At 59.9% G+C, this 12,088-nt stretch carries 11 protein-coding genes; 10 read left to right on the top strand and 1 reads right to left on the bottom strand.

Translation table 11 applies throughout. The annotated features are described in order from the left end of the window. Both JWQ61_RS06930 and JWQ61_RS06925 read left to right on the top strand, forming a co-directional pair. The coding region (locus JWQ61_RS06930) for an SAM-dependent methyltransferase (RefSeq protein ID WP_304359881.1) at positions 1–421 on the top strand (421 nt) is incomplete at its 5' end. 9 nt (positions 422–430) lie between these two features. Then, the gene (locus JWQ61_RS06925; RefSeq protein ID WP_304359880.1) at positions 431–625 is read left to right on the top strand and encodes a DUF2905 domain-containing protein; all 195 of its coding nucleotides are present in this window, start codon (positions 431–433) and stop codon (positions 623–625) included. A 72-nt stretch (positions 626–697) separates the two neighbouring features. Here JWQ61_RS06925 and def read toward each other — a convergent pair whose 3' ends face one another. Further along, positions 698–1,210: a peptide deformylase gene (def, locus tag JWQ61_RS06920; RefSeq protein ID WP_304359879.1), complete on the bottom strand. Its 513-nt coding sequence runs from the start codon at positions 1,208–1,210 to the stop codon at positions 698–700. 172 nt (positions 1,211–1,382) lie between these two features. On the opposite strand from def, the gene JWQ61_RS06915 reads away from it, so the two are divergent. The 8 genes from JWQ61_RS06915 to JWQ61_RS06880 form a co-directional block, all read left to right on the top strand. Next, positions 1,383–2,447, top strand: a complete 1,065-nt coding sequence (locus tag JWQ61_RS06915) for a LysM peptidoglycan-binding domain-containing protein (RefSeq protein ID WP_304359878.1) — start codon at positions 1,383–1,385, stop codon at positions 2,445–2,447. A 105-nt stretch (positions 2,448–2,552) separates the two neighbouring features. Further along, positions 2,553–3,692 carry a DNA-processing protein DprA gene (gene dprA / locus JWQ61_RS06910; RefSeq protein ID WP_304359882.1) on the top strand — a complete coding sequence of 380 codons (1,140 nt, stop codon included), beginning with the start codon at positions 2,553–2,555 and terminating at the stop codon, positions 3,690–3,692. Between the two features lie 149 nt (positions 3,693–3,841). Next, positions 3,842–4,321, top strand: coding sequence for a DUF494 family protein (locus tag JWQ61_RS06905; protein ID WP_014008079.1), 480 nt, complete (start codon positions 3,842–3,844; stop codon positions 4,319–4,321). A 284-nt stretch (positions 4,322–4,605) separates the two neighbouring features. Beyond that, positions 4,606–7,233 (top strand): DNA topoisomerase III, encoded by a 2,628-nt coding sequence (locus JWQ61_RS06900; RefSeq protein WP_304359877.1) that lies wholly within the window; start codon positions 4,606–4,608, stop codon positions 7,231–7,233. A 151-nt stretch (positions 7,234–7,384) separates the two neighbouring features. Then, positions 7,385–8,563 (top strand): pyridoxal phosphate-dependent aminotransferase, encoded by a 1,179-nt coding sequence (locus JWQ61_RS06895; RefSeq protein WP_304359876.1) that lies wholly within the window; start codon positions 7,385–7,387, stop codon positions 8,561–8,563. Between the two features lie 205 nt (positions 8,564–8,768). Beyond that, the gene (locus tag JWQ61_RS06890) at positions 8,769–9,725 is read left to right on the top strand and encodes a sugar ABC transporter substrate-binding protein (RefSeq protein ID WP_304359875.1); all 957 of its coding nucleotides are present in this window, start codon (positions 8,769–8,771) and stop codon (positions 9,723–9,725) included. A gap of 87 nt (positions 9,726–9,812) precedes the next feature. After that, the gene (locus JWQ61_RS06885; protein ID WP_304359874.1) at positions 9,813–11,408 is read left to right on the top strand and encodes a sugar ABC transporter ATP-binding protein; all 1,596 of its coding nucleotides are present in this window, start codon (positions 9,813–9,815) and stop codon (positions 11,406–11,408) included. Positions 11,409–11,432: 24 nt separating this feature from the next. Continuing rightward, on the top strand, positions 11,433–12,088 hold a 656-nt coding region (locus tag JWQ61_RS06880), incomplete at its 3' end, for an ABC transporter permease (RefSeq protein ID WP_304359873.1).

The following is a 12,088-nucleotide window of genomic DNA, read 5'->3' as shown; positions in this document are numbered from 1 at the left end:
CGCGGCGTTCTTCATCGATTATGGTTTTCCGCATCACGAGTACTACCATGAGCAGCGCGCGCAGGGCACGTTGATGTGCCATTACCGGCATCATGCGCATCCCGATCCTTTTTATCTGCCGGGTTTGCAGGATGTGACCGCGCATGTGGATTTCACCGCGATGGCGCAGGCAGCGGTCGATGGCGGGCTGGATCTGCTGGGCTACACCAGCCAGGCCGGGTTTCTATTGAGCGCCGGTATCGGCGATCTGTTATTGCGTACCTCGCCGGAGCAGGCGGTGCAATACCTGCCGCAGGCAAACGCAGTGCAGAAGCTGATTTCACCGGCCGAGATGGGAGAGTTGTTCAAGGTGCTGGCGGTCGGTCATCAGGTTGAATGGCCCGAACGTCTTTTGCAGCACGACCGTGGTTATCGCCTTTAAGGGTTAAAAATGATTCGTTGGGTATTGGTGATTTTTTTGGCGCTGGTGATCTTTTCCCAGGCGCTGCCCTGGCTGGAAAAGCTGGGCGTCGGACGCTTGCCGGGCGATGTGAATTTCACGCTGTTCGGCCGCCATTTTTCGCTGCCGTTCGCCTCGACAATCTTGCTGTCGACGGTTGTTTTTCTGCTGGCAAAATTTTTGTAAGACAGCATAAAAAAATGCCGTCCGGGCGGTATGGCCTGGACGGCGTTTTCACACTCTTTATTGCGGTTTTTCCTAGCCGCGTTTTAAATCGCGTTCTTCCTTCAGCATTTTGGTCTTGATTCTATTGCGCTTCAGCGGCGACAGATATTCGACAAAGACCTTGCCTTTCAGGTGATCCATTTCGTGCTGCAGACAGACTGCCAGCAAACCTTCGGCTTCCACTTCAAATGATTTTCCATCCGCATCCAGCGCACGCGCCTTGATGCGCGCAGGACGTTCCACGCCGTCATAAACGCCGGGTACCGACAGGCAGCCTTCGTCGTAGATCTTTTTTTCTTCGCTGGCCCAGGTTATTTCCGGGTTGATGAATACCTGCAATTGATCGTTGGTCTCGGATATGTCGAGTATCAGCAGTTGTTGATGCACGTCGACCTGCGATGCGGCCAGGCCGATGCCCGGCGCGTCGTACATGGTTTCGGCCATGTCGGCGATCAATTTTTTGAGCCGGGTGTCAAAAACTGTCACAGGCTTGGCAATTTTGTGCAAACGGACGTCAGGATAACGCAGGATATTTAATAAGGACATACGAGATTGCGTAACAATTTAGGCGGTTTGGAAGGGGTTTTCTCTTGCTAGTTCAATCGATTATGGGCAAAATTTGATTCACTATGGCAAGTTTTTTGCTTTGCCGATCAAAGCCGTGGCGACGAAACGAGGGTGTAGGCGCCAATTTAACGCAGTATCCACCGGAAACAATATGAAAAAGTTTAGCACAGCTGCACTCCTTCTTGCTTTAAGTGCCGGATTTGGCGGCATGGCGCATGCCCAAGCGGTCAAGACCATGCGTTGTGAATTTTTGCCCAATGCCCCGGATCAGCACGTTGTAGTGCGTGGCGATACGCTGTGGGGAATCTCCGGGCAGTTCCTGCAACATCCATGGTGCTGGCCGCAAGTATGGGGCCTGAACCAGGACCAGATCCGCAATCCGCACTGGATTTATCCAGGCCAGATCGTCTATTTTGACCGCGTCAACGGCCGCCTGCGCCTCGGCAAATCGACCGGCGAACCCGGCGTCGTCAAATTGTCGCCGCAAACGCGCGTGCAAGGCATAGGCCGCGATGCGATCACCGCCATTTCCACCGACGCCATCGGTCCGTTCCTGTCGCAGCCGCTGATCGTCGAAGACGACGAGTTGAAGAATTCACCACATATCGTGGCGGTCCAGGATGGCCACCTGAACCTCGGCAAGGGCGACAAAGCCTATGTCCGCGGCGACCTGGCTGACGCCAGCGCGTTCCAGGTATTCCGTCCCGGCAATCCGCTCAAGGATCCGGACACCGGCAAGGTCATCGCCAACGAAGCTCTGTACCTGGGCACCCTGAAGCTGGAGCGCAGAGGCAAGACTCCCGACGAAGCGGCGACATTCAGCGTGATCGACACCAAGGAAGAAATGCAAGTCGGCGACCGCATCATCCCGCGTCCGGTTGAACCGATCCTGAACTATGTGCCGCATGCGCCGGCCAGTGAAGTCAACGCTCGCGTGGTCTCGGTCTACGGCGGCGTGGCTACCGCGGCGCAGAACCAGATCCTCAGCATCAACCGCGGCAAGGCTGACAATATCGATATCGGCACCGTGCTGCAGCTGTACCGTTTCGGCAAAACCGTCAAGGATCCTGCCGATCACAACAAGAAGGTCAAGCTGCCGGATGAACAATACGGTACCCTGTTCATTTTCCGTGTCTTCAACCATATTTCCTATGGCCTGATCATGGAAGTCCAGAACACGGTCGATATCGGCGATATCGCCAGGTCGCCGGAATAAAGGTCTTTACTGCTGTTGACAACGATAAACGACGATAAGCTTCATGACGATGGCGGCGGTGCAGACCGCTGCCCGCCTGCTGCCGGCAATGCAACTGATGCGGCGATTGACGCCGATGAGCTGGCAGCCTGGTTGCGTCTGGAGCAGACAGCCGGCGTCGGCGCGGAAACCGCGCGCCGGCTGCTGGCGGCCTTCGGCCTGCCGGCCAACATCTTTTCCTCTTCCTTCTCCGCTTTGCACAAAGTGGTGCCTGAACGCATTGCCTACGCCTTGCTGGCGGCGCCGTCGGATGCTGTCCAGGCGCTGATAGAACGCACCCAGGAGTGGCTGCAACAGCCTGGCAACCGGCTGTTCACGCTGGCCGACAGCACCTATCCGCAAGCCTTGCTGGACATTTCAGATCCGCCGCTGATGCTGTACGTGAAGGGCCGCGCCGAACTGCTGGAGCGGCCGGCCATGGCCGTGGTGGGCAGCCGCAACGCTACGGTCCAGGGTGTCGCCAATGCCGACCGCTTTGCCGAAATCCTCAGCCAGCGCGGCCTCACCATCATCTCCGGCATGGCCTTGGGGATAGATGCCGCCGCCCACCAGGGTGCTTTGCGCGGCGCTGCCGGCAATCCGGAGGGCGGCAGCACGGTGGCGGTGATCGGCACCGGCGCCGACATCGTCTACCCGGCGCGCAATCGCGCGCTGGCACACCAGATTGCCGAGGGCGGCTGCATCGTCAGCGAATACCCGCTGGGCATGCCAGGCATCGCCGCCAACTTTCCGCGCCGCAACCGCATCATTTCCGGCCTGGCGCGCGGCGTGCTGGTAGTCGAGGCGGCGGCCCAGTCCGGCTCGCTGATTACTGCCAGGATGGCGGCCGAGCAGGGGCGGGATGTGTTCGCGATCCCCGGTTCGATCCACTCGCCGCTGTCGAAAGGCTGCCACCAGCTGATCAAGCAGGGCGCCAAGCTGGTGGAATCGGCCCAGGATATCCTGGAAGAACTGGGCAGTTTACGGGCAGTAGTGGCAACCCCGGCGGCAATCCCCGCGCAACCAGCGGCAGTGCCCGGCGCGGCATCGGCTGACAGCGGCGGTCAGGAGCTGCTTGCCATACTCGGGTATGATCCGGTCAGTTTCGACGTTCTGGCGGCGCGCAGCGGCAGCGATGCGGCGAGCCTGGGCGGACAGTTGCTGGAGCTGGAGCTGGCGGGGCTGATAGAGGCGTTGCCCGGCGCAATTTACCGGCGCATCGGCTGATGCTATTTTGCCATTTCGGGCGGTCCGGCATAAATCTGCGATACTAATATACGTATACTGTTGGCTGAAACGGCTTTATTGCCCCGCGTTTTTGCGCTTACCCTTGTACTTTGCTTGTCTTACCCTTACCTTAGCGATACAGTAGAACCATGTTTGAAGTCCTTGTTTATCTGTATGAAACTTATTATCGGCCCGACGCCTGCCCTGAACCGGAGGCTTTGGTCAAGAAGCTGTCGGCGATCGGCTTTGAAGAAGAAGAGATAGCCAAGGCGCTCGGCTGGCTGACGGACCTGGCGGAAACCAACCACGAGTTCGCCGATAAATATCCGCAGCAAACCGCTTTTTCTTTTGGCATCCGTATTTACGCCCAGCAAGAGATCGATGTGCTGGGCATTCCTGCGATCGGCTTCATCCAGTTCCTGGAATCGGCCAAGATGCTCAACCCGGTGCAACGCGAGATTGTCATTGAGCGTGCGCTGACCGTCAGCGAGACCCCGGTTCCGCTCGACAAACTCAAGGTGATCGTATTGATGGTGCTATGGAGCCAGGGCAAGGAGCCGGACGGCTTGATGTTCGACGAGCTGTTTCTCGACGAAGACGACGATCCTGAGCCGCGCCAGCTGCACTAAACACGACTTTCACCTGCTGCATGCTGGCCAGACCGAGGTCTTGCTACTTGCGACTTTTCCAACAACCCGCTTATCATTGGCCGCATTATGCGGCGCCGGCCGTGAAATTTGCTGCGAGTTACCACTATCAGTTTGCTGCAAAGAGTTTGCTGGTAAGTTTGCTGCGATGTTTGCTGATATATTACGGGAGATTTCCCGTTGGCAACTAAATTTCCGGATTGACGCTTGCGAGCCAAAGCAAAAACATGCGCTGAAATAATGCGCGCTACTTTCGAGACGACACTATGAGCAAGACCCTCATCATTGCTGAGAAACCTTCTGTCGCGAACGACATCGCGAAGACGCTCGGCGGCTTCACCAAGCACGATGAGTACTTTGAATCCGACGAATACGTCCTCTCCTCGGCGGTCGGCCACCTGCTGGAAATCGCGGTCCCTGAAGAATACGACGTCAAGCGCGGCAAATGGACCTTCACCCACCTGCCGATGATCCCGCCGCATTTTGCGCTGAACCCGATCGCCAAGACCGAGTCGCGCCTCAAGGTGCTCAACAAGCTGATCAAGCGCAAGGATGTCACCGCCCTGATCAACGCCTGTGACGCCGGGCGTGAAGGCGAGCTGATTTTCCGCCTGATCGCGCAATATACGAAAGCCAAGCAACCGGTCAAGCGGCTGTGGCTGCAATCGATGACGCCAGGCGCGATACGCGACGGCTTCACCCACCTGCGCGAAGACAAGGACATGCTGCCGCTGGCCGATGCCGCCCGCTGTCGCAGCGAAGCGGACTGGCTGATCGGCATCAACGGCACGCGCGCAATGACCGCCTTCAATTCGAAAGAAGGCGGTTTCTATTTGACCACCGTCGGCCGGGTGCAGACGCCGACGCTCTCGATCGTGGTCGAACGCGAAGAGAAGATCAAGAAGTTCGTGCCGCGCGATTTCTGGGAAGTGCGCGCAGAGTTCGTGTGCGCCGCCGGCATCTATGAAGGCCGCTGGCTCGACACCGCCCACAAGAAGGACGAGAACGATCCGGAAAAGCGCGCCGAGCGCCTGTGGAGCAAAGCCGCAGCCGAATCGATCGTGGCTGCTTGCCGCGGCAAGATGGGTGCAGTGCGGGAAGAATCGAAGCCGACTACCTCGATGGCGCCGGCGCTGTTCGACCTGACCAGCCTGCAGCGCGAAGCCAACTCGCGTTTCGGTTTCTCCGCCAAGAACACCCTCGGCCTGGCGCAGGCACTGTACGAAAAGCACAAGGTGCTGACTTATCCGCGTACCGATTCGCGCCACCTGCCGGAAGATTACCTGAGCACCGTCAAGCAGGCGCTGGAAACGGTGTCGGAGAACAACAACTACCAGCAGTTCGCCGCGCAGATCCTGAACAAGGGCTGGGTCAAGCCGAACAAACGCATCTTCGACAACACCAAGATCAGCGATCACTTTGCGATCATCCCGACCACGCAGGCGCCGAAGAACCTGTCGGAACCGGAACAGAAGCTGTACGACCTGGTGACGCGCCGTTTCATGGCCGTGTTTTTCCCGGCCGCCGAGTTCCAGGTCACCACCCGCTACACCGAAGTGTCCGGCCATCAGTTCAAGACTGAAGGCAAGGTCATGACGAATCCGGGCTGGTTGGCCATTTACGGCAAGGAAGCCGCGGATGAAAAGGATCCGGAAAACAGCGGTACGCTGGTTGCGGTAGCCAAGGACGAGAAGGTCAAGACCGACAAGATCACCGCCAACGGTCTGGTCACCAAACCGCCGGCGCGCTACACCGAAGCGACCCTGCTGTCGGCGATGGAAGGCGCGGGCAAGCTGCTGGACGACGGCGAGCTGCGCGAAGCGATGGCCGGCAAAGGCCTCGGCACGCCAGCCACGCGCGCTGCCACCATCGAAGGTTTGCTGTACGAAAAATACCTGCTGCGCGAAGGCCGGGAAATGATGCCGACCGCCAAGGCGTTCCAGCTGATGACCTTGCTGCACGGCCTCGGCGTCGATGAGCTGACCGAACCCGAGCTGACCGGCGAGTGGGAACACAAGCTGTCGCAGATCGAGCGCGGCACCATCAGCCGTGAAGAGTTCATGCGCGAGATCGCGCAGCTGACCCAGATCATCGTCAAGCGCGCCAAAGAATACGATAACGACACCATCCCGGGCGACTATGCGACCCTGCTGGCGCCGTGTCCGAACTGCGGCAGCGTGGTCAAGGAAAACTATCGCCGCTTCGCCTGCACCAAATGCGAATTTTCGATGAGCAAGACGCCGGGCAGCCGCCAGTTCGAGATTCCTGAAGTCGAAGAATTGCTGACCAAGCGCACCATCGGACCGCTGCAAGGATTCCGCTCGAAGATGGGCCGTCCGTTCGCCGCGATCCTGAAAATCAGCCGCGACGAAGAGATCAAGAACTACAAGCTGGAATTCGATTTCGGCCAGAACGACGGCGAAGGCGAAGACGGCGAGGGCGTCGATTTCACCGGCCAGACAGCATTGGGCCCCTGCCCGAAATGCGGCAACGGCGTCTACGAAATGGGCCTGGCTTATGTCTGCGAAAAGGCGGTAGCAAAACCGAAGGCTTGCGATTTCCGCAGCGGCCGCATTATCCTGCAGCAGGAAATCCTGCCGGAACAAATGGTCAAGCTGCTCAACGACGGCAAGACCGATTTGCTGCCGGGCTTCATTTCGCAGCGCACGCGCCGTCCGTTCAAGGCCTTCCTGGTCAAAGGCAAGGATGGCAAGGTCAGCTTCGAGTTCGAAGAACGCAAAGCCAAGGCGCCGCCGAAGGGCAAGGCGAAAGCTGCAGCTGTCGAAGGTGAAGAGGATGAGGTGACCGCAGTGGCGAAGAAGCCTGCGGCCAAGAAACCGGCGGTAAAAAAGGCGGCGCCCAAAAGGGTGGTCGCCAAGCGCAAGGCTGCATAAAGCCTGGTCCGCACCAGAAAAAGCCGCTCGCTGAGCGGCTTTTTTTATTGGCGCTGGAATAGCCTGACTCCTGGCTCGGTGATTTTGCCGTGCCACCGCCGGTCGCGCTTCGGCTACACTTGCTTATCGTTTTCGCTCATCGGATATTGCCATGTCTCTGGATCATCCTGCCGTCGCCCGCGCCGTGGTTCGCCAACTGGAAGCCTCGCGCATCCGCGAGGTCGCCAACGTCGGCATGGGGCGCGACGATGTCTTGCCGTTCTGGTTCGGCGAGCCGGACCAGGTGACCCCGGACTTCATCCGCGACGCCGCCAAGGCCGGGCTGGACGCCGGCGACACCTTCTATACCCACAACTATGGCATCCCGCCGCTGCGCGCGGCGATCGCCGTCTATCTGTCCGCCTTGCACCAGCCTGTCGATGCCAGCCGGATCGCCGTTACATCGTCCGGCGTATCGGCGCTGATGGTGTTGTCGCAGCTGATCATCAATCCTGGCGACCGCGTGGTGGCGGTGACGCCGCTGTGGCCGAATGTCGCCGAGATCCCGAAAATCCTCGGCGCCGACGTAGTGCGGGTAGCGCTGCAGTTCGGCCAGACCTGGGAGCTCGATTTGCAGCAGCTGCTGGACGCCTTGACGCCGGACACCCGCGCCGTCCTGCTGAATTCGCCCAACAATCCGACCGGCTGGGTCATGCCGCGCGAACAGCAGGAAATCGTGCTGGTGCATTGCCGCCGGCACGGCATCTGGATTGTCGCCGACGATGTCTATGAACGGTTGGTGTATACCGAGCGGGCCGATGCGCCGCAGTGCGCGCCTTCCTTCCTGGATATCGCAGATGCCGATGACCGGCTGATTTCTTCCAACAGTTTTTCCAAGTCCTGGCTGATGACCGGCTGGCGGCTGGGCTGGCTGGTAGCGCCGCCGACCTTGATGACGGACATCGGCAAGCTGATCGAGTACAACACTTCCTGCGCGCCCGGCTTTGTGCAGCGCGCCGGCGTCGTCGCCATCGAACGCGGCGAGGAAATCATCGGCAGCACGGTGGCCCGTTATCGCGCGGCGCGCGATTTCCTGTACCAGCGCCTGAACGCCTTGCCGGGGATTACCGCGCCGCGGCCTAAAGGCGCGATGTACCTGTTCTTCCGCGTCGACGGCGTCGACGACAGCCTGGCGCTGTGCAAGCAACTGGTGCGCGACGCCGGCCTCGGCCTGGCGCCCGGCAATGCCTTCGGTCCGGAAGGCGAAGGCTGTGTGCGCTGGTGTTTCGCCAGTTCGCTGGAGCGTCTGGAAGATGGCGTGCAGCGGCTGGAGCGCTTTCTTTCGGCCTGATCTGACGGCTGTTTCATAGGCCGGAATCCTCTGTCCGGCCGCCTCCCTGATAGTCCAATTGCCGTTTTGGCAAGCAAAGCAACGGCCTTGTTTTTTTGCAGGGTCTGGTGCTATCATCGAAACGCGCAAACGTTTGCGCGCCCAAGATGGCGGCATGCCGATCCGACGGACGTGCCGCTCAACAACAAATTTCAGGAGACTTTTGATGAATACCCGTATCCGCCTCAAGCTGATTGCCGCCACCATCCTGGTCTGCGCCTTGCCGTCTTTGCCAGCCATGGCGCAGACCGCTGCCAAACCGAAGGTTGCGCTGGTGATGAAGTCGCTCGCCAATGAATTTTTCCTGACCATGGAAAACGGCGCCAAGGAACACCAGAAGGCCCACGCAGCGCAATATGACCTGATCGCTAATGGCATCAAGGACGAAACTGATACTTCCAACCAAATCAAGATCGTCGAACAGATGATCGTTTCCAAGGTCAACGGCCTGGTGATCGCTCCCGCCGATTCCAAGGCGCTGGTGCCTGTCATCAAGAAAGCCATCGACGCCGGCATCATCGTGGTCAATATTGACAACAAGCTGGATGAAGCAGCACTCAAGGAAAAAGGCATCACGGTGCCGTTCGTCGGTCCGGATAACCGTCTGGGCGCCAAACTGGTCGGCGACTATCTTGCCAAGCAGATCAAAACTGGCGACAAGGTCGGCATCATCGAAGGTGTCTCGACAACCTTCAATGCACAACAACGCACGCTGGGCTTCCAGGATGCCATGAAGACCGCCGGCGCCAATGTGGTTGCAGTGCAGTCCGGCCAGTGGGAAATGGCGCCGGGCAACCAGATCGCCGCCGCCATGCTGAATGCGCATCCGGACATCAAGGCATTGTTGGCCGGTAACGACAACATGGCCCTGGGCGCAGTCGCCGCGGTCAAGGCTGCCGGCAAGACCGGCAAGGTGCTGGTGGTCGGCTACGACAACATCAACGCCATCAAGCCTATGCTGAAAGACGGCCGTGTCCTGGCGACCGCCGACCAGTTCGCTTCGCAGCAAGCGGTGTTCGGCATCGAGACGGTATTGAAGGCGATTACCGACAAGAAAGCCCAGAGCACCCTCGGCGGCACTGTTGAAACCAAGGTCGCGCTGGTGACCAAAGACAGCAAGTAATCAACCTGCGCGGGGCCGGGCCGGGTACTACGGTATCTGGCCCGGCCCCGCCACGCATAACTACAGCTGTCATTGCTGGAGGACAGAATGTCCAATGAATTCATGGCGGCGGCCCGGCCTGACGGGCACGCCGCTGCATCCGCAGTTCCCCTGTTAAGCCTGAGCGGCATCGGCAAGACCTATGTAGAACCGGTCTTGAGCGACGTCTCGATCAGCATCAGCCCGGGCCAGATCCTGGCGCTGACCGGCGAAAACGGCGCCGGTAAAAGCACGTTGTCGAAAATCGTCTGTGGCCTGGTCGATGCCACCACCGGCAGCATGCTGCTCGACGGCCAACCGTACCAGCCGGGTTCGCGCAAGCAAGCCGAGCATCTCGGCATCCGCATGGTGATGCAGGAACTGAACCTGATCCCGACCCTGAGCATCGCCGAAAACCTGTATTTCAACCAGCTGCCGCACCGCTTCGGCTGGATCGACAAAGCCAGGCTGGCAGAGGACACGCGGATCCAGATGGCGGCGGTAGGGCTGACCGATCTCGATCCCTGGACGCCGGTCGGAGAACTGGGCGTGGGCCACCAGCAGATGGTGGAAATCGCCCGCAACCTGATCGGCAGCTGCCGTTTGCTCGTGTTGGATGAACCGACCGCGATGCTGACCAACCGCGAAGTCGAGCTGCTGTTCACGCAGATTGCGCGGCTGCAGTCGGAAGGCGTCGCCATCATCTATATCTCGCATCGGCTGGAAGAGCTGAAGCGCGTCGCCGACCGTATCGCGGTGCTGCGCGACGGCCAACTGGTGTGCGACGACGCCATCGGCGGCTACAGCACCGAAGCGCTGGTGCAGCTGATGGTAGGCCGCGCCGCCGAAGCCGAGCTCGATCTTGGCCATCGCACCATCGGCGCTCCTTTGCTGCGCGTGCGCAATATCGGACGCGGCAAGGTGGTTGCGCCGACTTCATTCGATTTGCGCGCCGGCGAAATCCTCGGCGTCGCCGGCCTGATCGGCTCGGGCCGTACCGAATTGCTGCGCCTGATTTTCGGCGCCGATCGTGCGGACCAGGGCGAGGTATTCATCGGCGACCAAACCCAGCCAGCCAAAATTTCATCGCCGAAAGACGCCATCGCCGCCGGCATCGCCATGATCACCGAAGACCGCAAGAGCCAGGGTTTGCTGCTGCCGCAATCGATAGGGCTTAACACCACGCTGGCCAAACTGTCCGCCGTCAGCAAGCTTGGCGTGCTCGATCAGCAGGCCGAAGCCGCAGTCGCCGACGACTATATCAAGCGCTTGCGGATCCGTTCGCGCAACGGCATGCAGGCTGCGGGGGAACTTTCCGGCGGCAACCAGCAGAAGGTGGTGATTGCGCGCTGGCTGTACCGCGATTGCCCGATCATGCTGTTCGACGAACCGACCCGCGGCATCGACATCGGCGCCAAGTTCGATATCTACAAGCTGCTGGCCGAGCTGTCGCGCCAAGGCAAGGGACTGTTGATCGTCTCGAGCGACCTGCGCGAACTGATGCTGATCTGCGACCGCATCGCCGTGATGAGCGCCGGCAAGCTGGTCGACACTTTCGAGCGCGGCCAGTGGAGCCAGGAGACGATCCTGGCGGCGGCGTTCAGCGGCTACGTAAATGGCAACGGCGCTGCTCCCGTAGATACACCCGCTGCGCAAGCTGCCTGAAGCCTCTCAACTTTTTCGAAAATCATGACAACACTCTCTTTTACCCGAAGCATGTCCGGCCTGAAGAATTACCTGGGCCTGATCGGTGCGCTGCTGGCGATGTGCATACTGTTCTCCATCCTGAGCGAGAACTTCCTTACCGCGGCCACCTTTACCACCTTGTCTAATGACATTCCGACGCTGGTGGTGATGGCTGTCGGCATGACCTTCGTGCTGATCATCGGCGGCATCGACCTGTCGGTCGGTTCGGTGATGGCGCTGGCGGCTTCGGTGCTGTCGATGGCGATGGTGCGCTGGGGCTGGCCGCTGTTTGCGGCGGCCACGCTGGGCGTGCTGGTAGCCAGCTTGTGCGGCATGCTGACCGGCCTGATTTCGGTCGGCTGGCGCATTCCATCGTTCATCGTTTCGCTGGGCGTGCTGGAAATGGCGCGCGGCCTGGCTTACCAGGTCACCAATTCGCGTACCGAATATATCGGCAGCGCGGTCGACGGCATCAGCTCGCCGATCCTGTTCGGCATGTCGCCGGCTTTCCTGTCCGCCATCCTGATCGTCGTCGTCGGCCACCTGGTATTGACCAAGACCGTGCTCGGGCGCCACTGGATCGGCATCGGCACCAATGAAGAAGCGGTGCGCCTGTCCGGCATCAATCCGCGTCCCAGCAAGGTGCTGGTGTTTGCGCT

Source organism: Collimonas fungivorans (genome assembly GCF_028292705.1).
Classification (GTDB): domain Bacteria; phylum Pseudomonadota; class Gammaproteobacteria; order Burkholderiales; family Burkholderiaceae_D; genus Collimonas; species Collimonas fungivorans_B.
Note: the sequence above shows the minus strand (reverse complement) of the source record. Positions and strands in the feature narration are given on the sequence as shown.

Coding starts and splice junctions, on each gene's coding strand:
- JWQ61_RS06885 (WP_304359874.1), top strand. CDS start 9,813: ATGTCCAATGAATTCATGGCGGCGGCCCGGCCTGACGGGCACGCCGCT.
- JWQ61_RS06905 (WP_014008079.1), top strand. CDS start 3,842: ATGTTTGAAGTCCTTGTTTATCTGTATGAAACTTATTATCGGCCCGAC.
- JWQ61_RS06925 (WP_304359880.1), top strand. CDS start 431: ATGATTCGTTGGGTATTGGTGATTTTTTTGGCGCTGGTGATCTTTTCC.
- JWQ61_RS06895 (WP_304359876.1), top strand. CDS start 7,385: ATGTCTCTGGATCATCCTGCCGTCGCCCGCGCCGTGGTTCGCCAACTG.
- JWQ61_RS06915 (WP_304359878.1), top strand. CDS start 1,383: ATGAAAAAGTTTAGCACAGCTGCACTCCTTCTTGCTTTAAGTGCCGGA.
- def (WP_304359879.1), bottom strand. CDS start 1,210: ATGTCCTTATTAAATATCCTGCGTTATCCTGACGTCCGTTTGCACAAA.
- JWQ61_RS06900 (WP_304359877.1), top strand. CDS start 4,606: ATGAGCAAGACCCTCATCATTGCTGAGAAACCTTCTGTCGCGAACGAC.
- JWQ61_RS06890 (WP_304359875.1), top strand. CDS start 8,769: ATGAATACCCGTATCCGCCTCAAGCTGATTGCCGCCACCATCCTGGTC.